Source organism: Exiguobacterium sp. s80 (assembly GCF_018618725.1).
In the GTDB taxonomy this organism is placed as follows: domain Bacteria; phylum Bacillota; class Bacilli; order Exiguobacteriales; family Exiguobacteriaceae; genus Exiguobacterium_A; species Exiguobacterium_A oxidotolerans.
In genome coordinates, this window is the sequence record NZ_JACSMP010000009.1 from 22,298 (window position 1) to 43,968 (window position 21,671).

General features: G+C 49.3%; 24 protein-coding genes. All 24 read right to left on the reverse strand.

Going from position 1 to position 21,671, the window contains the following annotated elements; all coding sequences use genetic code 11:
- Positions 1 to 311: 311 nt before the first annotated feature.
- Positions 312 to 1,292: a rod shape-determining protein MreB gene (gene mreB / locus KNP94_RS13425; protein ID WP_215115833.1), complete on the reverse strand. Its 981-nt coding sequence runs from the start codon at positions 1,290 to 1,292 to the stop codon at positions 312 to 314.
- A 174-nt stretch (positions 1,293 to 1,466) separates the two neighbouring features.
- The gene (gene murA, locus KNP94_RS13430; protein ID WP_215115834.1) at positions 1,467 to 2,771 is read right to left on the reverse strand and encodes a UDP-N-acetylglucosamine 1-carboxyvinyltransferase; all 1,305 of its coding nucleotides are present in this window, start codon (positions 2,769 to 2,771) and stop codon (positions 1,467 to 1,469) included.
- Positions 2,772 to 3,004: 233 nt separating this feature from the next.
- The gene (locus KNP94_RS13435) at positions 3,005 to 3,238 is read right to left on the reverse strand and encodes a DUF1146 domain-containing protein (protein WP_029331740.1); all 234 of its coding nucleotides are present in this window, start codon (positions 3,236 to 3,238) and stop codon (positions 3,005 to 3,007) included.
- Between the two features lie 309 nt (positions 3,239 to 3,547).
- Positions 3,548 to 3,961: a F0F1 ATP synthase subunit epsilon gene (locus KNP94_RS13440; protein ID WP_088837965.1), complete on the reverse strand. Its 414-nt coding sequence runs from the start codon at positions 3,959 to 3,961 to the stop codon at positions 3,548 to 3,550.
- A gap of 26 nt (positions 3,962 to 3,987) precedes the next feature.
- The gene (gene atpD, locus KNP94_RS13445; protein WP_088837966.1) at positions 3,988 to 5,406 is read right to left on the reverse strand and encodes a F0F1 ATP synthase subunit beta; all 1,419 of its coding nucleotides are present in this window, start codon (positions 5,404 to 5,406) and stop codon (positions 3,988 to 3,990) included.
- 36 nt (positions 5,407 to 5,442) lie between these two features.
- The gene (atpG, locus tag KNP94_RS13450) at positions 5,443 to 6,294 is read right to left on the reverse strand and encodes an ATP synthase F1 subunit gamma (protein WP_088837967.1); all 852 of its coding nucleotides are present in this window, start codon (positions 6,292 to 6,294) and stop codon (positions 5,443 to 5,445) included.
- 58 nt (positions 6,295 to 6,352) lie between these two features.
- The gene (gene atpA, locus KNP94_RS13455) at positions 6,353 to 7,861 is read right to left on the reverse strand and encodes a F0F1 ATP synthase subunit alpha (RefSeq protein ID WP_029331744.1); all 1,509 of its coding nucleotides are present in this window, start codon (positions 7,859 to 7,861) and stop codon (positions 6,353 to 6,355) included.
- 19 nt (positions 7,862 to 7,880) lie between these two features.
- On the reverse strand, positions 7,881 to 8,414 hold the full coding sequence (locus KNP94_RS13460; protein ID WP_088837968.1) for a F0F1 ATP synthase subunit delta: 534 nt from the start codon (positions 8,412 to 8,414) through the stop codon (positions 7,881 to 7,883).
- Positions 8,414 to 8,947 (reverse strand): F0F1 ATP synthase subunit B, encoded by a 534-nt coding sequence (gene atpF / locus KNP94_RS13465; RefSeq protein ID WP_215115835.1) that lies wholly within the window; start codon positions 8,945 to 8,947, stop codon positions 8,414 to 8,416. Before atpF ends, KNP94_RS13460 begins: the two co-directional genes overlap by 1 nt.
- 125 nt (positions 8,948 to 9,072) lie before the next feature.
- A complete protein-coding gene (gene atpE / locus KNP94_RS13470) occupies positions 9,073 to 9,285 on the reverse strand; it encodes a F0F1 ATP synthase subunit C (protein ID WP_012371545.1) in 213 nt (70 codons plus the stop codon).
- A gap of 75 nt (positions 9,286 to 9,360) precedes the next feature.
- On the reverse strand, positions 9,361 to 10,104 hold the full coding sequence (gene atpB / locus KNP94_RS13475; protein WP_088837970.1) for a F0F1 ATP synthase subunit A: 744 nt from the start codon (positions 10,102 to 10,104) through the stop codon (positions 9,361 to 9,363).
- An 8-nt stretch (positions 10,105 to 10,112) separates the two neighbouring features.
- Complete coding sequence (locus tag KNP94_RS13480; RefSeq protein ID WP_088837971.1) at positions 10,113 to 10,499, reverse strand: ATP synthase subunit I; 387 nt, start codon at positions 10,497 to 10,499, stop codon at positions 10,113 to 10,115.
- Positions 10,496 to 10,714: an AtpZ/AtpI family protein gene (locus KNP94_RS13485; RefSeq protein ID WP_014971404.1), complete on the reverse strand. Its 219-nt coding sequence runs from the start codon at positions 10,712 to 10,714 to the stop codon at positions 10,496 to 10,498. Before KNP94_RS13485 ends, KNP94_RS13480 begins: the two co-directional genes overlap by 4 nt.
- A 1,129-nt stretch (positions 10,715 to 11,843) precedes the next feature.
- Positions 11,844 to 12,983 carry a non-hydrolyzing UDP-N-acetylglucosamine 2-epimerase gene (gene wecB / locus KNP94_RS13490; RefSeq protein ID WP_204251406.1) on the reverse strand — a complete coding sequence of 380 codons (1,140 nt, stop codon included), beginning with the start codon at positions 12,981 to 12,983 and terminating at the stop codon, positions 11,844 to 11,846.
- A 104-nt stretch (positions 12,984 to 13,087) separates the two neighbouring features.
- Positions 13,088 to 13,717 carry a uracil phosphoribosyltransferase gene (gene upp, locus KNP94_RS13495; RefSeq protein WP_029331752.1) on the reverse strand — a complete coding sequence of 210 codons (630 nt, stop codon included), beginning with the start codon at positions 13,715 to 13,717 and terminating at the stop codon, positions 13,088 to 13,090.
- A 75-nt stretch (positions 13,718 to 13,792) separates the two neighbouring features.
- The gene (locus tag KNP94_RS13500; protein ID WP_088837973.1) at positions 13,793 to 14,770 is read right to left on the reverse strand and encodes a hypothetical protein; all 978 of its coding nucleotides are present in this window, start codon (positions 14,768 to 14,770) and stop codon (positions 13,793 to 13,795) included.
- A 132-nt stretch (positions 14,771 to 14,902) separates the two neighbouring features.
- A complete protein-coding gene (locus KNP94_RS13505) occupies positions 14,903 to 15,547 on the reverse strand; it encodes an ABC transporter ATP-binding protein (RefSeq protein ID WP_214767759.1) in 645 nt (214 codons plus the stop codon).
- Positions 15,544 to 16,575, reverse strand: a complete 1,032-nt coding sequence (locus tag KNP94_RS13510) for an ABC transporter permease (protein WP_215115836.1) — start codon at positions 16,573 to 16,575, stop codon at positions 15,544 to 15,546. Before KNP94_RS13510 ends, KNP94_RS13505 begins: the two co-directional genes overlap by 4 nt.
- A 70-nt stretch (positions 16,576 to 16,645) precedes the next feature.
- Complete coding sequence (locus KNP94_RS13515; protein WP_215115837.1) at positions 16,646 to 18,016, reverse strand: sensor histidine kinase; 1,371 nt, start codon at positions 18,014 to 18,016, stop codon at positions 16,646 to 16,648.
- Complete coding sequence (locus KNP94_RS13520) at positions 18,013 to 18,681, reverse strand: response regulator transcription factor (RefSeq protein ID WP_215115838.1); 669 nt, start codon at positions 18,679 to 18,681, stop codon at positions 18,013 to 18,015. Before KNP94_RS13520 ends, KNP94_RS13515 begins: the two co-directional genes overlap by 4 nt.
- 112 nt (positions 18,682 to 18,793) lie before the next feature.
- Entirely contained in the window at positions 18,794 to 20,053 is a 1,260-nt protein-coding gene (gene glyA, locus KNP94_RS13525; protein WP_088837978.1) for a serine hydroxymethyltransferase, read from the reverse strand.
- Positions 20,054 to 20,164: 111 nt separating this feature from the next.
- A complete protein-coding gene (locus tag KNP94_RS13530; RefSeq protein WP_214767769.1) occupies positions 20,165 to 20,704 on the reverse strand; it encodes a TIGR01440 family protein in 540 nt (179 codons plus the stop codon).
- Positions 20,705 to 21,145, reverse strand: a complete 441-nt coding sequence (gene rpiB, locus KNP94_RS13535) for a ribose 5-phosphate isomerase B (RefSeq protein ID WP_029331763.1) — start codon at positions 21,143 to 21,145, stop codon at positions 20,705 to 20,707.
- 5 nt (positions 21,146 to 21,150) lie between these two features.
- Positions 21,151 to 21,666, reverse strand: coding sequence for a low molecular weight protein arginine phosphatase (locus KNP94_RS13540; RefSeq protein ID WP_029331765.1), 516 nt, complete (start codon positions 21,664 to 21,666; stop codon positions 21,151 to 21,153).
- Positions 21,667 to 21,671: the final 5 nt, after the last annotated feature.

The following is a 21,671-nucleotide window of genomic DNA, read 5'->3' on the forward strand; positions in this document are numbered from 1 at the left end:
AGAAAGAATCTTCATCCCGCAACATTCTTGAATCGTTTATGACGCTGTACTTTGTCCATTTTTAATCTAATCCGATCTATTCGAGGACGGCATTCGACAAAAACGCACCTGCCTAAAAAATTCGCTTCTCGTGACTCCTACGGGAAAAAGCGCAAGAAACTCTTGCGCTGTCAGAGGCAAGCACGGGAAGAAAGAATCTTCATCCCGCAACATTCTTGAATCGTTCTCTACGCAAAATAAAAAGAGGTAACCCCCACAATTAAGTGAACGGTTACCTCATCGCTTGACGATTTGTGCCAAACAAGCATTTCTTATTTTCCTAAGTTATCGAGCATGATTCCTGTCCCGCGTGCGACACATAACATTGGATCTTCTGCAATCAAGACCGGTAACCCAAGCTCCTTTGCCAACAACTGATCGATTCCGTCGAGCAATGCCCCACCACCCGTTAAGATGATGCCGCGGTCGATGATATCTGCTGCGAGTTCCGGTGGTGTCTTCTCGAGAACCCGTTTTGTCGCTTCAACGATTTCCATCGCTGATTCTGCGAGTGCTTCATGAATTTCCTGTGAGCTGACCGTAATGTTATGCGGCAGCCCTGTGACGAGGTTGCGTCCCCGGATATCCATCTCTTCCTGACGTCCGTCTTCTGAGACCGTTGCTACCGTCATCTTGACGTTTTGCGCCGTCCGTTCACCGATGATTAACTTATGCCGATCTTTGATCGCCCGAATGATATCGTGATCAAATCGATCTCCTGCAACTTTGATTGTTTCGCCACAGACGATATCTCCCATCGAGAGTACCGCAACATCCGTCGTCCCACCACCGATGTCGATGACCATATGTCCCACAGGCATCCAAATGTCCATCCCTGCTCCGACCGCGGCTACTTTCGGTTCGACTTCGAGGAAGACGGTTTTCGCGCCCGATTTTTCTCCTGCCTGACGAATCGCTTTTGCTTCGACCGTCGTGATGCTCGCTGGTGTACAAATCAACATCCGAACGCCACCGAACATGCTGCGGACCTCAATTTTATCGATGAAGTGACGTAACATGGCTTCCGTCATCTCGAAATCTGCGATCACACCATCTTGGAGCGGACGAATCGCGACGATGTTTCCCGGTGTCCGGCCTACCATTAAATGTGCTTCCGTACCTACTGCATGAATTTTGCCGGTCGCTTTATCAATGGCGACGACTGAAGGTTCATCGAGGACAATTCCTCTTCCCTTTACATGAATGACGACATTGGCAGTTCCTAAATCAATTCCGATATCTTTTGAAAACATCTCGCGTGATCTCCTTTACCAGCTGGATATTATTCCATAATTTAGAGCGTCGTTTGGACGTCTAACCCATTTATGTATACATACCTTTCAATTTTAGCACAGGCAAGCAAAAAGAGACGACTTTCTTTTTCAGAAAGTCGTCTCTCGTTAATGAAATGGAATAATAGCTTAAGATTAAAGCTTTGTCGCTGCCGTTTCTTCGACAACCGCTGTTTCTTCCGTGATGCGCTCGACATCTGCGCCAAGAGCTTGCAGTTTCAAGTGGAAGTCAACGTATCCACGATCGATGTGATGGAGTGCACCGACACGTGTTTCACCTTCAGCAATCAAACCAGCTGTGACGAGCGCTGCACCAGAACGAAGGTCTGTTGATAAGACTTCTGCTCCTTGAAGCTGAACACCACCTGTGATGATGGATGAGCGTCCTTCGATTTTGATATCAGCATTCATGCGGCGGAATTCTTCCACGTGCATGAAGCGGTTTTCGAAGACCGTTTCCGTGATGACCGATGTTCCTTCAGCTTTTAAGACAAGCGCCATCATCTGTGCTTGAACGTCTGTCGGGAAACCAGGGTGTGGCATCGTCTTCACGTCGACAGCAACCAATTTCTTAGGTCCGATAACACGAAGCCCTTCTTCTGTATCCGATACTTGAACACCCATCTCTTCCATTTTTGAAATCAATGGACGAAGATGCTCACGCTCAGCACCGATGACTTCGACGTCACCTTCTGTGATTGCAGCTGCAATCATGAATGTTCCGGCTTCGATCCGGTCTGGAATCACGTAGTGGTTGCCACCGTGTAATTTTTCGACACCTTCGATACGGATCGTTTCCGTACCTGCGCCACGGACTTTCGCGCCCATCGCGTTCAAGAAGTTCGCGAGGTCAACGATTTCAGGTTCTTTCGCAACGTTCTCGATGACTGTCGTGCCTTCAGCGAGTGTTGCCGCCATCATGATGTTTTCTGTCGCACCGACAGAAGGGAAATCAAGATAGATTTTTGCACCTTGGAGACGACCATCGACTTGTGCTTCAACAAAACCGTTTCCGATGATTGTTTTAGCGCCCATCGCTTCGAATCCTTTTAAGTGAAGATCGATTGGACGTGATCCGATTGCACAGCCACCCGGCATCGCAACGCGTGCGCGACCGAGACGTGCAAGGAGTGGACCCATGACAAGAATCGATGCCCGCATTTTACGGACGTATTCAAGTGGTGCTTCGTCTTTTAGTTCCGGTTCTGCATTGACGGTAACCGTGTTCGCTTCTGCATCGAATTCGACTTGTGCGTTTAAGTTCCGTAAGACATTGTTGATTGTATAGACGTCTGCAAGACGTGGTACGTTTTGAAGGACCGATTGACCTTCTGATGCGAGCAATGTCGCAACCAACGTTTTTAAGACTGCATTTTTTGCACCTTCTACTTTTACTGTTCCAGCTAATTTACGTCCGCCACGGACAACAATTTTTTCCATTACCCATACTCCTCTGCTTCGTTTCTTTTCTATTCGTACAATTCGTGATTGGTGTTGATCATAGTTGAAAAGTCAACGAATGATAGAAAGAAACTTTCCTATAGTTATCTCTCGTGCCAAAAGCCAATACGATTTTCAATGTCATAATCAATGTGTTTCTTCATTATAAGAATACTATCCTTTTCTATACTAATTCAGATGACCAAATTAGGGTTTACAAGGAAGTTACAAGTTCAGCCTACTAAAAATTGAAGACGTTGGGCGAATCCCGAATACTCCAGCAAAAAGCGACCGACGAGGGAACCGAGTGCAATCGCAAGCAACGTCCGTAACGCAATGGCGTGTGGACCTTTAGGATGTTGGAGGATTTTTTCCCACTTGACTGGTAAGAGTGACCACCAGGCAAGAACAATTGCCATTACATAAACGAGCATACTTACTAAAGCACTTAAACCAATTGACGTCACGCGCTTGCACCTCTTCTTCGTGTTTTCTTCAACCTTACCATGATTTCACAAAATGAATGATTTCGCAAACAAAAAAGCACAATATGCATTTATTTTATCGCATAAAATATATTTATTAAAGATGATTGTCACAATTTCTATAGAAGTAAGGATGAAAAGTTTGTGAATAAGAGGTCTATATGGTACTTTTACTATTTTTCGCCATCTTAAACCTGAATCGCCTTAATCCTAAAGAAAACGCTTTTAAATTGACGTTTTCTACAAAAAAAGACCCGATTTCCACGAGGGAAACCGGGTCTTTTACTTGAATCAATCGCGACCGTAGTCTTTTAAATCGAGACGGTTAATTGCCCGTTTCAATGAAAGCTCTGCGCGTTTGAACTCAAGATCTGATAATTTCGTGTCCTGGAGACGTCGTTCTGCACGAACCTTCGCAGCCGCAGCACGGTCATAATCGACCTTATCTGCCTGCTCCGCTGTTTCTGCAAGAACCGTTACAGTATCCTGGCGCACTTCCATAAAGCCACCGCTGATAGCGATCAACGTGCGTCCGCCATCTTCGTGGCGCAACTTCAAGATGCTGATGTCGAGTGGTGTTACGAGCGGTACGTGGTGCGGGAGGACCCCGATTTCACCCGTTATCGTTTTCGCAACGACCATACGGACATCGCCATCATACACTTCGCCATCCGGGGTGACGATATTGACATGAAGTGTGTTCATCTCAAGTCCCCCTTATGCTTTGTCACTTAGACAAGCGCCTTCGCTTTTTCAATCGCATCTTCGATCGGACCGACGAGACGGAATGCTTCTTCCGTCAAATCATCGTGTTTGCCATCGAGGATTTCTTTGAAGCCGCGGATCGTGTCCTTAACTGGGACGTACGATCCTTTTTGTCCTGTGAACTGCTCAGCTACGTGGAAGTTCTGCGACAAGAAGAACTGGATACGACGCGCACGGTGAACACTTAACTTGTCATCTTCCGACAACTCGTCCATACCGAGGATTGCGATGATATCTTGAAGTTCTTTATAACGCTGAAGTGTTTCCTGAACTTGACGTGCTACAGCGTAATGCTCTTCACCGACGATTTCAGGTGAAAGGGCGCGTGATGTAGAAGCAAGTGGATCCACGGCAGGATAAATACCCATCTCAGAGAGACGGCGCTCAAGGTTCGTCGTTGCATCTAAGTGAGCAAACGTCGTCGCAGGAGCCGGGTCAGTATAGTCATCGGCTGGTACATAAACCGCTTGGATTGATGTAACCGAACCTTTGTTTGTTGACGTGATACGCTCTTGGAGCATACCCATCTCTGTTGCAAGTGTTGGTTGGTAACCAACGGCAGATGGCATACGACCGAGAAGGGCCGATACTTCTGAACCAGCTTGCGTATAACGGAAGATGTTATCAACGAAGAGAAGAACGTCCTGTCCTTGCTCATCACGGAAGTACTCAGCCATTGTCAAACCAGTCAAGGCAACACGAAGACGTGCACCAGGTGGTTCGTTCATCTGACCGAAGACCATCGCTGTTTGTTTGATAACGCCTGAATCCGTCATCTCATGGTACAAGTCATTACCTTCACGTGTCCGCTCACCAACACCTGCGAATACCGAGATACCGCTGTGCTCTTGGGCGATATTGTTGATCAATTCCTGGATGAGGACGGTCTTACCTACACCGGCACCACCGAAGAGACCGATCTTACCACCTTTGATGTAAGGCGCAAGTAAGTCAACGACTTTAATTCCTGTTTCAAGAATTTCAACTTTTGTTGAAAGGTTGTCGAACGTTGGTGCTTTTTTGTGAATCGGAAGACGTTCCACGCTTGCATCAAGTTCTTTTTCATCAATTGGGTTACCGAGTACGTTGAATACGCGACCGAGTGTCGCTTCACCGACGGGTACCGAGATTGGAGCGCCTGTATCTAGGACTTCCACTCCACGGCGTACACCATCCGTCGAATCCATCGCAATGGTACGGACGACATCGTCACCAAGGTGTAATGCGACCTCAAGCGTTAAGTCGATAGCCACTTCTTCTACAGTTTGCGGCGTATATTGAATACGAAGCGCGTTGTAGATGTTCGGTAAGTGTCCTTCGAACTTAACGTCGATGACAGGTCCCATGACCGCGACGACGCGGCCTTTTAAACCGAGTTCGTTCATCGTGTTTCCTCCTACCTATCATTACGTCCTTGGGGCTTACTGCTGCGCAGCTGCTCCACTGACGATCTCTGTGATTTCTTGCGTGATTGCAGCTTGTCGAGCCCGGTTGTAGACGAGAGTCAATCGACCGATCAAGTCATCTGCGTTATCTGTCGCACTTTGCATTGCTGTCATACGTGACGCATGTTCTGCTACTTTCGCGTCAAGAAGCGCACCGAAGATCAAGCTTTCCGCATAACGCGGAAGGAGTTCAGAAAGGATTTGCTCCTCACTTGGCTCATACTCATAAGTCGTCGAAGACGAAGCTTCGATTTCTCCGAGTGGGAGAAGGGTTTCGACTTTCACTTCTTGGCTGATGACAGACAAGAAATGGTTGTAGCTCAGCTTGAGTTCGTCGATTTCACCGTTCGTGAACGCACTCACTGTACGCTTCACGATTTCAGCTACATCAACATACGAAGGAGAATCGTTGAGTCCTGTGATCGCGTCTGTGACCGTGATTCCGCGTGAACGGAAGAACTGGACACCGACTTTACCGACCACGTACAGAACGTAACTGTCCGTAGTGTGCTTTTCTTTGATTTCCCGGTAGACTTCACGCAGCACGTTGGCGTTATATGCACCAGCTAAGCCGCGATCCGATGTGATGACGATAAATCCAGTCTTTTTGACGGGACGTTTCTCGAGCATCGGATGGCTCGCACCTGTCGTGCCATTCGCAATGGTTCCGAGAACCTCCTGCATTTTCAGCATGTAAGGCTGGAACTTCGCGCTATGTGCTTGAGCGCGGTTTAGTTTCGACGCCGAAACCATGTTCATCGCTTTCGTGATCTGTTTCGTACTTTTCGTCGAGTTAATCCGCGTTTGTATCTCGCGCAACGATGCCATTTCGATTCACCACCTTGTTAGTATCAAGAGCGTTCAGGCGAAGCCTAAGAGTTGACCCTTAGACTGTCGCTTGGAACGTTTTCTTAAATTCTGAGATTGCTGTAACGAGTTCTTCGTCAGCCGGAAGGTTACCTGTTTTACGGATCTCATCGCAAAGCTGTTTGCGGTTTTGATCGAGCCAGAGGTTGAGTTCCTTTTCAAAACGACGAATATCCGTAACGGCAACATCATCAAGGTGACCACGAGTCAAGGCATAGATGATGATGACTTGCTTGTCAACAGTCAACGGTTGGTTAAGATCCTGTTTCAGAACCTCTACTGTCCGCTCACCACGGTTAAGCTTCGATTGTGTCGCTTTATCAAGGTCAGATCCGAACTGTGAAAAGGCTTCGAGCTCACGGTAAGAGGCGAGGTCAAGACGGAGCGTACCCGCTACCTTCTTCATCGCTTTTACTTGAGCCGATCCACCAACACGCGATACCGAGAGACCCGGGTTGATCGCTGGACGGACACCTGAGAAGAAGAGATCCGATTGAAGGAAGATTTGACCATCCGTAATCGAGATAACGTTCGTCGGGATGTAAGCCGAGATATCCGACGCTTGTGTCTCGATGAACGGAAGTGCTGTTAAGCTACCTGCGCCAAGCTCGTCGTTCAATTTCGCCGCACGCTCAAGAAGGCGTGAGTGAAGGTAGAAGACATCCCCTGGGTAAGCTTCGCGGCCTGGTGGACGCTTCAAGAGAAGCGAAAGCTCACGGTATGCAGCTGCTTGTTTTGAAAGATCATCATAGATGACAAGAACGTGCTTGCCGAGATCCATGAAGTGTTCACCCATCGCTACACCAGCGAATGGTGCGAGGTAAAGAAGTGGTGCCGGCTGTGAAGCAGCGGCAGAAACGACGATCGTGTAATCAAGTGCACCGTTTTTACGGAGTGTTTCAACAACACCACGGACTGTTGATTCTTTTTGTCCGATTGCGACGTAAATACAAATCATGTTTTCTTCTTTTTGGTTGATGATTGTATCGATGGCGATCGACGTTTTACCTGTCTGACGGTCACCGATGATCAACTCACGTTGTCCACGACCAATTGGAACGAGGGCATCGATTGCCTTGATTCCTGTCTGAAGTGGTTCGTGAACCGATTTACGTGCCATAACGCCAGAAGCTTTACGCTCGATTGGGTTATAGTGTTCCGTTTCGATTGGACCAAGACCATCGATTGGCATACCGAGCGGGTTAACGACGCGACCGAGCAATGCGTCCCCTGTCGGTACTTCCATGATGCGTCCTGTACGGCTAACTGAATCGCCTTCTTTAATATCAAGGTAGTCACCAAGAATGATGATACCAACGTTGCCTTCTTCTAAGTTTTGCGCCAAGCCCATTGTGCCGTTAGCGAATTCTACGAGCTCTCCCGACATGACGTTGTCGAGTCCGTGTGCACGAGCGATACCATCACCAATTTGGATGACCGTACCCGTCTCGTTCACTTCCATCGTAGAACCGTACTGCGCGATACGCGCTTTAAGCAGGGCGCTGATTTCTTCAGCTCTAATGCTCATGCGTTTCACCCCTATTTTCTTACGCTTTTAACAGCTCACGCTCAAGTCGCGTTAGTTTCGTTTCGATCGTGCCGTCATATGTCGTGTAACCGATTTGGACGCGAAGTCCTCCGATTACGTTCGTATCAACAACATTTTCTACTTCAAGCGTTTTACCTGATTTTTGGCCGAACGTTTCTTTCACTTTCGTGATTTCCGCGTCTGACAATTTGTATGCACTCGTCACGACGGCTGTCGCAACGTTACGGTGTTCATTCAATAACGCAATGAAATGCTCCGGCAAAGACAATACTTCCGCCGCACGGTCGTTTTCGACCATGACGAGGATGGTATTCAAAACAATCGTGTTGAAGCCCGTGAAGCTCGTCTGTAAGACTAACTTCAGCTCTTCCGCAGAAATCGATGGGTTACTTAAAACCGATGCGAGCTCTGGTGTTGCGTGGAGCACTTCGCCGAGCGTCCGCACATCAGCTTCTGCTTGCTCGAGCACATGATGCTCAAGCGCAAGATCGAAGAGCGCTTTTGCGTAGCGTCCCGCTACGTGATCACGCATTAGTTCGTGCCCTTAGTGTCAGCAAGGAATTGATCGACGAGCGCGCGCTGAGCGGCTTCGTCTATCGCAAGCTGTGTTTTCATGACGTGGCGTGCTGCAGCGATTGCTTGAAGAGCAACATCGTTCTTCAAAGCAGCTTGTGCTTCAGCGCGTTCACGGTCGATTGCACGGCGAGCTTCTTCCTTACTCATTTCTGTCTCAAGACGTGCCTGCTCCATCGCACGTGCTTGTTCTGCCTCAGCTTGACGGCGTGATGATTCTAATAAGTCACGTGCTTCCGTACGTGCCTTATTTAATTCTTCTTGTTGTTGTTCTACGTAGACTTCAGCGTCTTTACGGCTTTTTTCAGCCGAGTTGATCTCGCTAGCCACATGCTCTTCCCGCGCTTTCATCATGTTGATGAGCGGGCCCCAAGCGAATTTCTTCAAGAGGATGAGGAGCAAGAGGAAAACGACGATCGTGACGATCATATTGGCAAGTAAAAGGTGGCTTTCTTCGCCGCCTGCTTCTGCCGCAAGATACGTAAGATTCATTCGATTACACTCCCCTCGTGGTTGGTCCAACTTCTTATATCTACATAAGGGAGCAAAAGCTCCCGTGACGGTTCACTCCTGTCGAACGAATAACGCCCTATGTAGCTCGTTTCTTAAACTATGGATTAAGAGTTGAGGAGAAGGAAACCGACCGCTACACCGATGATTGGAAGTGCCTCAACAAGACCGATACCGATGAACATTGTTTGACGAAGTTCGTTTTTGAGTTCTGGCTGACGTGCTTGTCCTAATACTGTACCGTTTACGATAAGACCGTTACCGATACCAGCGCCAAGTGCGCCGAGTCCGATGATGATCGCTGTTGCAATAAGTTCCATTATAAATTGCCTCCCTAGATTGTGTTCGAAATTTGGTCGTGCGATTATCGGAAAAGCAGATGCTTTACCTTCGAATTAATGGTCGTGCGCTGCCTTATGTCCGATGTAAACCATCGTCAGGATAAGGAAGATATACGCTTGGATCGCTCCGATGAAGAGTGAGAATCCTTGCCAAATCAGCATTGGAATCGCTGAAAGGATGACACCGACTGGTCCGAGGAATTGGAAATCGTTCGTTCCAGAGATGATTCCGATCGAGAGAATGATTCCGATCATGATTTCACCAGCGAAGATGTTCCCGTAAAGACGAAGACCGAGCGTCAACGTGTTTGCGAATTCTTCAATGATGGTAATAATAAACATCGGCGTCATAAACGTTTTCGCGTATGCACCGAAGCCGCGCATTTTCACACCGTAATAATGGCTCATGACCACTACCATAGATGAAAGTGCAAGTGTCACGTACGGATCCGCAGTTGGTGAGTTGAACCAAATGTAGTGACCCGTCACAACGTTAAATGGGAGACCCATTAAGTTGGACACGATGATGAATAGGAACAGTGTCATTCCGAAAGTAAGGAAGCGACCCCCTGTTTTCCAATCCATCGTACTGCTGATGATTCCGCGAACGAATTCGAGGAACCACTCTAGCGTGTTTTGAAAACCGGTTGGCTTCATCGCGAGACGTCGCGTACCGGCCACGGCAATCAGGAAGACGAGAGCAGCTGCTATCAGCACTGTGATCAAGTTCGTCCAGCTACCGTACAGAACGAAGTCGCCCCAGAGTGGGATTTCGTAAAGTGGCATTTCGTGGTTCATTTGACTATTCACCTCTTTTCCCGCTTAAGTTCGTGAGTCAAGAACTCACAAAATTGTATGACGTGGCCGGCGAGAAGGCCTATTACCACCGCAGTTAATGACAATTCGGCTTCGTACTTCAAACCGATCATCACACAAAGTACCGCGACCGCCATGCGTGATACGGTCCCTCGAGACATCGGCTTGCGCCCACGCTCGATTACACGATACATTCGATCGACGCTTAATCGTTGCAGCGTCAAGATCATGAAGCTACCTGCCCCACCTAATGCCAGCCCATAAATCACTGGATCACTCGGATAACCGACAAGTAACAAGACAGCCAGGATTCCATAATAGAGTCCAAACCATCGTAAGTACGCACGATACAACGCATCTTGAAGGATTATGTTCATGTCTTGTCTCCTAACAAGTGCCTGATCATTGCGATCATGCAAAGAATGCCGATGAAAATCCCGATGAACACTGAGAATGTCGCTCCCATCTTTTGCCACCAGTCTTGCTGTTCCCCATAGTTCCCAACAAGGAAGCCGATGACGATTGGTGCGGCAAGTGCCGTCGAAATTTGCGAGGCCATGACCATACTCGTTGCGAGCCCTTTTTGGCGCACTAGAGACGACCCCCTTTTCCCAATTGCAGGTTCTTTTTCTTTCCCACAATTTGCGGATTTTCATACTAGTCAAGAATACAATGAGAACCATTTCATAGTCAAATGAATTCACAAATAAAATAGACCGCTGAAACCATTGTATATCAACGATTGATAAGGTTTTCACAGAGGTACCCCATCCACCTCTTTTCACGAAGATGTGAAGAAAATATGTAGTACTATCAACGTTTAAAGAGATGGTTCACTTGATGAACAAAACCATTGAACAGTAACGTTATATCGCGTTCTGGAATGAGAAACAAGCCGTCTAAAATTGATTTGTGTCGATTTTGTGAAAAAGTATTTTTTGTTCAAGATTGGAAGCGCTTTCGATTCGGGACAGGAAAACCGCTCTGACATCTGTTTGTAACAAAGGATTTAAAGCATTTCCAATTTGTCTGTTGTGTTACTTGTCACAGCTTGAAATGTCATGAATGGATTATAGGTTTTAAGGTCAGCACGGTGATTTAGATTTTACATTTTCTTCACAATCAGGCAGATTGAGGCGTTTATTTCTTAGTTAAAGATATATTGATGTATGTTTACTCACTGCTTTTTGTTTAGTGATTATCGGATAGACCATTATTGATTATTGAATAGACCTTTCGCTATTTCCTCTCGCTTTCCTTGGGCGGGACGCAAGCCGCGATCCCCCTTCGGGTAACCGGGTCTCGCTTGTCCCTGTCGGAAGCGTTCCGCTTCCTCTTCCCATAGGAGTCGAGAGGAATTGCTCAAGGCGATTCAATTTACAAGTGACTAACAACACTACGCCTTGACCAAAGTTTAGTAGAGCGTAATTGAAAAGGACGTACCCCGGTCGACTCGACTCCTACGGGAAAAGAAACCACAGTTCATCGTGGTTTCGTCAGAGGGAAACAAGACCCGGCTTGGCACACACCGTGTACCGAGTCGCGACTTGTCCCTCGCCCGAGGAAAGCGAGGTCGACGGGAACGTCTGAGACAACTTATGGAAGTTAACCTTAAACGGAATCATTAAAAAGGACGCATCCGTTCGTCTTGATTCCCGTGGGAACGACAAGATATACGGAAACGCCCTAAATAAACATTTTTTGGACTGGATTACTTTATTTTAGATATCCGCATGAAAGGGTTCTGGAGTTTCCCCTTGATTGAAGTGCGCTAAAATCGCTGCTGCAATCCGCTCCGACGCATGACCGTCCCCGTAAGGATTTGAAGCATGCGCCATTTTTGCATAGGCCGCTTCGTCTTCAAGCAACTCGCTCGCCATCCGGTAAATCGTCTCTTCATCTGTTCCGGCAAGTTTCAACGTACCGGCTTTGACTCCTTCCGGACGCTCCGTCGTATCGCGTAACACAAGGACAGGTACGCCGAGCGAGGGTGCTTCTTCCTGTACGCCGCCGGAATCGGTCAGGATTAAATGGGCACGACTGGCAAAGTTATGAAAGTCGAATACATCGAGCGGCGGAATTAACGTGATGCGGTCGTGTCCCCCAAAGATTTCAGCCGCTGTTTCCTGGACGACCGGATTCAAATGGACCGGATAGACGACGTGCACGTCCGGATATGTATCGACGAGTCGACGGATCGCCCGAAACATCTGATGCATCTTCTCTCCGAGGTTTTCTCGCCGGTGTGCCGTCATCAAGATCAGGCGTCGTTTGCCGACTGCCTCGAGCACAGGGTGAACATAATCCGGCTGGACCGTCGTCTGCAGGGCATCGATTGCCGTATTTCCCGTCACATAGACACCAGCATAACGATTTTCAGATGCTAAGTTCGCTGCCGCCTGATCGGTCGGCGCAAAGTGCAGATCTGCGAGTGTCGACGTCAATTGACGATTGACCTCTTCCGGAAACGGTGAGTATTTATTATATGTACGGAGTCCGGCTTCGACGTGTCCGACGGCGATTTGATTGTAGTAGGCAGCAAGACTACCGACGAACGTCGTCGTCGTGTCGCCATGAACGAGAACGAGATCCGGTTTGACATCCTTCATGACGAGATCAAGTCCTTCGAGACCACGCGTCGTGATGTCGACAAGCGTCTGACGGGGTTGCATGATATTGAGGTCAGAATCCGGTTCAATCTCGAACATCCGTAACACTTGATCAAGCATTTCCCGGTGTTGCGCCGTGATCGTCACATGGACATCGAACGCTGGATTTTGTTTTAAGGCATTGACGAGCGGTGCCATCTTGATGGCTTCCGGTCGTGTTCCAAAGATGGGCATGACTTTGATGGGCATCATTACTTCCTCCTTTTTCTACTTCCTCCATTTAAGCATAGTTGAAAGCTGTCCTGCATCTTACAACAAAAAAAGCAGCCTGCCGGGAGTGGCAGACTGCTTCTGTCTTACTTCGTACCGAACAAACGATCACCGGCATCCCCGAGTCCAGGGACGATATAACCATGATCGTTCAGTTTTTCATCGAGTGCCGCGAGGTAAATATCGACATCCGGATGCTCTTCCTGAACGCGTTTGACGCCTTCAGGTGCTGCACACAGGCAAGCCAGTTTAATGCTTTTCGCGCCTTGTTTCTTTAAAGAGGAGATTGCGTCAGCAGCCGAGCCGCCTGTCGCAAGCATTGGGTCGACGACGACAAAATCACGTTCTGCGACGTCAGTCGGCAACTTGAGGTAGTATTCCGTTGGTTCAAGCGTCTCTGGATCACGGTAAAGACCGATGTGACCGACTTTGACGTTCGGCATCATCCGAAGCATCCCGTCGACCATCCCTAGTCCTGCGCGAAGGATCGGAACGATTCCGAGCTTCTTGCCTTCAATCATCTTCTGCGTCGTTTTCGTGACCGGTGTCTCGATCGCGACTTCTGTGAGTGGAAGGTCACGCGTGATTTCATATGCCATCAATGAAGCCACTTCGTCGACAAGCTCCCGGAATTGTTTCGTCCCCGTTTCGACTTTACGCATGATTGTCATTTTGTGCTGAATCAATGGGTGATCAAATACATGTACTTTACTCATTGTTTGCATCTCCTCTCAATTCTCTTTTCGCATTGTACTCCAAAAAGTGACCGCTTGGGAACTGTTTTTTTGGAATCACTCCTCCCCAAGCGTACTTTTCCCGTCAAGAATCGCTTGCGCCGCATAGGACCATTCATTATCTGGTTGCTTCGCTAATTCTTCTAACGTCGCCTTATAATCGCCGACCTTATTCTTTTGTTCATAGACGGCCTGCATCCATAACACATCACTCATGTAACCGGAATCCGGGAAGTCCTCTCGATACGCGACATAATCCGTTTGTTTCGTTTCACCTAACTTGCCTCCAGCAATCAATTGATAAAAACGTGCCATGCCCTTCGTTGCGTCATCCGTTAACACAGTTCCCGTCAACAAGCGGTTCGCTGACTTATAATCTTTTTCTTGCGTCGCAGCGATCGCCTGTTTCAATGTTTCTTCGGGAGAAAGCGTCTTCTTTGCATCCGTAGTCGCTTTTGGTTTCGCTGTCTCTTTTGGTTTCGTTGTGTCTTTTGATTTCACTGGTGCTTGTTCTGTCAGCTGTTCATTTTTTTCTTTTAATTGCTCGACTTCTTTTTCAAGCGCGGCCAATTTTTGTTCAACGTTCTCTTGATTGGTCACGACCGGCACTTCTTCCGGTTGTGAGAAATCAAGTTGAAAGAGACCGAGAACGGCAAGACCCGCAACAAGCAATCCGCCGAGCATCCACGGATTCGATTGCAGCTGCTTTTTCCACGGTTTGAGCTGCGGATGATTTTGGACAGCTGCCGGGAGCATGGAAAAACGCTTTTTGACGAGTCGCTTCCCGCCCGCTTTTCCGGCGATTGCTAACCGGTACCGCTGGAGCTCCGCCGGAATCCCTTTGTTCTTCCACTGGCTGAACCGCGTGTCCGCTTGTTCATAAAAGCCTGCTTCTTGCATGATGACGATTGCTTTAAAGTCTTCACTGAGTCGTTTATATTCACGTTCTGTTTGACTTTTTTTAGTCAGCCAGTCCGCAATTTGAGTCGTATTGATTGTTTCGAGTTCTGATTGGACCAGTGCTGAAAATTTCATCTGACAGTTTCCACCCTTACCTTATTTTACTAAGGTTAAGTATACCAAAAATCATGGTCGTAAAATATAAGTCTTCTGACGCATGGTGGACAAAACACGGACGCCGCCTCTTGTCTCGAGACGACGTCCGCGTTATTCCACTTCGCTCAAGTAACCATCCTCGATCCGCAGGACACGGTCACAATACTCAAGCATCCGCTCATCATGGGTGATGACGATGACCGTTTTTTGTTCCTCATGGGCTTGCTTTTGTAACACTTCCATCACTTGGCGTCCGTTCGTATAATCAAGGCTTGCCGTCGGTTCATCTGCGAGGACGAGTCGCGGCTGATTGACGAGTGCCCGAATGATCGCGACACGCTGTCGTTCTCCACCCGATAAGGCGTGTGGCAAATGGTGTGCACGGTCTTTTAATCCAAAAGCGGCGAGCATCGCGGCGGCGTCAACTTTCCGCCCCGCTTCTTCTGCGACGAGTTCGAGTTGTTCCGCCGCCGTCAGGAACGGAACGAGATGCGATTCCTGAAAGATGAATCCGATCTCTTCGAGGCGCATCTTTCGGCGTGCTTCGTCCGATTGCTGATTGACGTGCTGTTCCCCAAACTGAATGTCTCCCGCTGTCGGTGTTTGCAACAATCCGAGCAGTTGGAGCAACGTACTTTTTCCACTTCCGCTCGGTCCGACTAAGGCAATCAGTTCACCCGCTTTCGCTTCGAATGAAACATCATGGAGCACGGGGACGTCACTGTAAGTCTGTTCGACATGTGTCATCTTAATCATCCTGCCATTCCTCCCATCGCGTCTGCCGGCTCAAGTTTTTTTAAGGCCCGGAGCGGAATCACGGATCCAATTAATGCCGTACCGATCAACAATGCTCCGTAACCGAGACTCGTATCCCACTCAAAACGAAACGGAATGCCGCTCGGTAAGACTTGGCTGACACCGAGCGTCACGCACAGGCTGAAAGCAAGCGACAGGAGCGTCAAGACGAACACCTGAAAGACGAGTCCGCTTCCAATCGTCCGTGTCCGAATCCCGATCGCCTTCAAAATGCCCAGTTGCTTCATTTTTTGCATCGTCAAAATATAGAAAAACGCCGTCAAAATCAAGGCGCCGATTACGACAAGCGCAATCCGCATCATTTGGAATGAATTTTGTTCCGCTGCGTAACCGGGAACTTGCTTGACAATGTCTGCTTTCGTATACGTCGTCAGGTCCGTTTTGAATGAATCCTGACTGACGAATGCCGAGACGTAGTTCGTCTGCATCTTCGCTTGCCAGTCGTCCCATGACGCAATCGTCGTCCATAACACAGGCGCATGGCTGTAGCGTCCATCCGTGACGGTACCGACGATCGTAAACGTCATCTTCGTCCGAAAGTCGGTTACTTTGTCGCCGACTGCGGTCCCGGTCTGTTTCGCATAAGCGGTATCGACGAGAACCTCGCCTCGTTTCAACGCTTGCAGTTGCTTTGGACCGTACGCCGTCTCAGCAGGTAACGCAAACACCGTCACATCGTCCTTCGTCCCGTCCTGTTTCTCGAGAACCATATTTTGGACGCCGAGTGCCTCCGTCCCTTTTGGTTGCTCCTGTTCCTCTAAAAATGATCGCGTCAGTTGCCCTTCCGCCTCTTGACTGAGTGCCACCTGCTCAACCGGTAAATTCCGGATGACGGCTCCATTATCGTATGCCAGTCCGTCTGCGAGCCCGGTGATCATTAAAATCAAGACGATGATCAATGTCGTCACGAGCCCCATCAGACCGAAGCGTTTTTTCATCCGGATTAGTTCGCGCCAACCCATTTTCATTTAATATCCCTCCTGTATGTGCGTTACAGGTCTTATCTTACGGATACTATATGAACGGAGCATGAACAACTTACGTCGCTCGTAAAAACGTCAGGATGAACGTCGTCCCCGCGCCGATTTTTGAATCAATCTCGACCGTCCCGTGCAACTGCTTGACGGTCTCGGCGACGATGGCGAGCCCGAGCCCCGTCCCGCGCGAACCGCGTGCCGTGTCGGCTTGATAAAAGCGGTCAAAGGCATGGGCAATCATGTCGTCCGACATACCGGGACCTTCGTCCGTGATGCGGACAGTGACGTGCTCCGCAGTCTGTTCGGCTTCAATCGTAATCATGTCCCCGTCGTTTGAAACATGGAGGGCATTCCGGATGACATTTTGAAAAACATGTTCGAGTGCGGCGGCATCCGCCTCGATCGTCATGTCACTCGCGACATCAACAGCGACAGCGACACCACGTTCATCGATTTGGTAGGCGAGTGTCGCGAGCGTCGTCCGAATCGCTTGTCCAAGATGGATTGACTCCAGTCGCATCCGACTTCCTTCATCGAGCCGGGCGAGGACCAGCAGTTGCCGGGTCATCTCTGCCATCTGGTCTGCTTCACGCGCAATCGTTGCCAGTTTATCCTGTCCGACAGGTGCGACATGCGGTTGCAGTTGACCGGCGTACCCTTTAATCGTCGTCAGTGGCGACTGAAACTCGTGCGAGACGTTGGCGACGAACGTTTTGCGCTCAGCATCCGACTTCGCGACTGCTTCCGCCATCTCACCGAACCGCCGTGACAACTCTCCAATCTCATCGCGCGAGGTCGTCGCCACATGAACGGCATAGTCACCGGACGCGACTTGTTTTGTCGCATCCGTCAAGCGTTTAATCGGACGAACGAGATAGCGGATTGAGAAGGCAAGCAACAGAAAACTGATGACGACGAGTAAACCGAGGAAGGCTCCGACGAACAAATGGAGTTCGCGGATTTGTCGGCTCAAATCGGGTCGAATGAAGACGGCGTCGGTCCCGTCTGGTGTTTTGAGCGACGCACCGACTGTATTGACGACTTCGTTGTCAAACAGACCGAGCAAAAAGAGATGAAACGGATAGTCCCGCATGCCGTGATAGACTTCCCCGGCGCGGACACGTTCGATGATCGCCGGTGCCAGTGTTTCGTCGCGGAATGCATTGCCGTGGCGAATGACGGGGCCTGTCTCCGGGACGACATAGAGCTGAAAACCCGTCGCGCTCAACATGTCGTAAAAGGAACCGGTCTGTCCGTCGCCATGCCGTTCATAGTAGGCAAACGATTGATCGACCGCCTCTTCGACCTTTTGACTATAGGAAGACTGCAAGACATTGTAGTAAAACAAGTTGCTGATCAGTAAGGAAATCAAGGCCGACACGAGCAGGACAAGACAGACGAGTCCGACGATTTTCGTATAAAGTGACTTCATCCCTTCGCCTCCAGTCGATAACCGAGACCGCGGACGGTACTGATGTGAATCGCGTCCGTTTGGCGCAAGCGACTGCGCAAGCGTTTGATATGGACGTCAATCGTCCGGTCATCACCCATGAAGTCGAGTCCCCAGACCCGTTCAATCAATTCCTCCCGACTGAAGACGCGTCCGGGAAAACTCGCAAGCTGATGTAACAAGTCGAACTCACGCCTAGGCAACGTCAGCTGGGTTTGGCCAAGCATCACCTGCTGGCTCCGTTTATCAATCGTTACGTCACCAAACCGGAGAATCGGAAGCGCCGCCTTTTGATAACGCCGGGCGACGGCGTGCAAGCGAAATAATAATTCTTCCGGGTCAAACGGTTTCGTGATGTAGTCGTCGGCACCTGCCGTAAATCCGGCGCGTTTATCTGTCAACTCTCCGAGCGCCGTCAACAGCAAAATCGGCAGTTCATCTCGTTGCCGGAGCTGTTCACATAACTCAAGTCCACTCCGCCCGGGGATCATTACGTCGAGAATCGCCGCCTCGAACGTCAGCTCGTTTATCCAGCACGCCGCTTCTTGCCCGTCTGCCGTCGCCCGGACGCGATGGCCGTCTGCTTCGAGCGTCTCGACAATCAGGTGTTGAATGTTTTGGTCGTCTTCTACGACTAAAATCTCCATCTTTCGTCCCTCCTATCCTATCGTTTACTCGTCAATCAAAAAAACCACCTCTGACTTCTCAGCGATCGAAAAGAAAGAGGTGGTTTAACAGACGGGTCGGCATGCGTTCCGATTACCCGCGTTCCGGGTAAAGCGGGAAGCGACCTGTCAATGCAAGGACTTGCTCGTGTGCATTTTTTAATGTGTCGTCGTCTTCCGGATTTTTGAGGACGAGTTCAATCAATGCCGCAATTTGTTTCATTTCTTCTTCTTTAAAACCACGTGACGTCATCGCTGCCGTCCCGATGCGAATCCCGCTCGTGACGAATGGGCTGGCCGGATCGAATGGAATCGTGTTTTTGTTGACCGTGATACCCGCTTCATCAAGGGCATGCTCAGCGAGCTTACCTGTGATGCCGAGCGGCTGTAAGTCGACGAGCAACAAGTGGTTGTCCGTGCCGCCTGAAACGATCCGCAGACCACGTGCCGTCAATTCTTCACCGAGTACTTTTGCATTCGTGACGACTTGACCAATGTAGTCTTTGAATTCAGGAGCAAGTGCCTCACCGAACGCGACCGCTTTTGCTGCGATGACGTGCATGAGGGGACCGCCTTGAATACCAGGGAAGATCGATTTATCAATCGCTTTCGCATGTTCTTCTTTACACAGAATCATCCCACCACGTGGCCCACGGAGTGTCTTGTGCGTCGTCGTCGTGACGAAGTGTGCATGCTCGACAGGGTTCGGGTGCAGACCCGCTGCAACGAGCCCTGCAATATGCGCCATATCGACCATCAAGTATGCGCCGACGCTGTCTGCGATTTCACGGAAACGTTTGAAGTCGATGACGCGCGGATAAGCCGATGCTCCCGCAACGATCAATTTTGGTTTGTGTTCTTCTGCAAGCTTCGCGACGACATCGTAATCAATCATCTCTGTCTCTTGATCGACACCGTATTCGACGAAGTTGTATTGAACACCGGAGAAATTCACAGGACTACCATGCGTTAAGTGGCCACCGTGTGAGAGGTTCATCCCGAGGACCGTATCGCCCTGGTCAAGAATCGTGAAGTAGACGGCCATGTTCGCTTGTGCACCCGAGTGCGGTTGAACGTTTGCATGTTCGGCACCGAAGATTGCTTTCGCACGATCACGTGCCAAGTCTTCTGCGAGATCAACGAATTCGCACCCACCGTAATAACGGCGTCCCGGGTAACCTTCTGCATACTTGTTCGTCAGCACGCTACCTTGTGCTTCCATGACAGCTTGCGAGACGAAGTTTTCTGACGCAATCAACTCGATATTATCGCGTTGACGTCCTAGTTCCTTGCGCATTGCCGAAAAGAGTTCCTCGTCTTGCTGTTTCAGATACGTAAGCGGTGTTTGTTCCATCTGAATTCCCCCATTCATTTTCGATACGCCTATCTTAACACGAATAATCAGTCCGCGGCACCCACAAAAAGTGCAGAAAAATAGCAAGAGGTATGCAACCCCTTGCATGAATCATTCGTATTTAGCACGCATTCCACCAATTAACTTCGGACGCGTCGTTGCTGCCGTAACATGTGCCTCACCGATTTCCCGGTGTGGAAGGCGAACCGGGATGGCGACCGGCTTCAAGTGCATGCCGATGAACGTGTCTCCGATGTCGATTCCAGCATCTGCTTGAATCGATTCGACGACGACCGGGGCAGAAAAACGTTCATAGGCGATACTCGCCATCGAACCACCTGCTTCCGGTACCGGGACGACCGTGACCGGTTCCAGTCCGAGTCGTTCAACCGTTTGGCGTTCGAGCGTCAAGGCGCGGTTGATGTGTTCACAACCTTGGAACGCAAGATCGATTTGATGCGAACGACGAAATGTATCGAACACCTCGAATAATGCTTCCGCGACTTCCGGCGAACCCGCTTTTCCGATTTGTTTACCGATGACTTCACTCGTCGAACAACCGATGACGAGCAGCTTCCCTTTTAAAGGGAAGCGCTCATTCAAATCGGTCAACGAGGCTTCAAGATCCTGTTTAATCTGTTCGAGATCCATTTACTTCACCTCATAATCCGAGATTTTGCAGACACGGTTTTCGTGACGTCCACCTTCGAACTCCGTCTCTAACCAAATCTTTGCGATATCAAGCGCAAGACCCGGTCCGATGACACGTTCGCCCATCGTCAAGATGTTCGAGTTGTTATGCTGACGTGTCGCTTTTGCACTGAACGTATCATGGACGAGTGCCGCACGAATCCCTTTGACTTTATTCGCTGCGATTCCGATTCCGATTCCTGTTCCGCAAATCAGGATTCCACGATCAAATTCACCGTTCGCGACGGCCTCCGCGACGGGAATCGCGACGTCCGGGTAATCAATCGAGTCAGACGAATACGTACCGAAGTCCGTATAGTCGATCCCGAGTTCCTTTAATAAACCGTTGATTTCTGCTTTGAGTTTAAAGCCACCATGATCTGCACCGATTGCTACTTTCATCTGAACTATTCCCCCGTTTGTCTAGGTTGTTTTTTCGGAAGTTTCCGGTTGTCCGGCGCTTTTCTTCCATTTCCGTTCTGCGTTAATTTTAACACAAGACGGTTGACGAGGGGTTCGAGTTCATTTCGAACTTGGCGATAAACGTTCATCGATCCACCGTACGGATCGTTGATGTCCCGCTCAAGCCCTGTCACATATTCATAGAGGGTGAACGTCCGGTCCTTCAGTTCCGGGTAACGTTCCCCGACTTCTTGTTTATGACTCCGCGTCATCGTCAAGATGATGTCAGACCAGCGTCCGAGAACATCATCGAAAACTTGCGTATAATGCTCGAGTTCAATTCCCCGTTCCCGCAATACTTGGAGTGCGTTCTCTGACGCATCGAAGCCTTGCATCGAACGCAGTCCCGCAGACCGGACATCAAACTCTTGATCTGCGACTTTTGAGCGTAGTAATGCCATCGCCATCGGGCTCCGGCATGTATTTCCAGTACAGATAAACAATACGCGACGTGTGCTCATCTCAG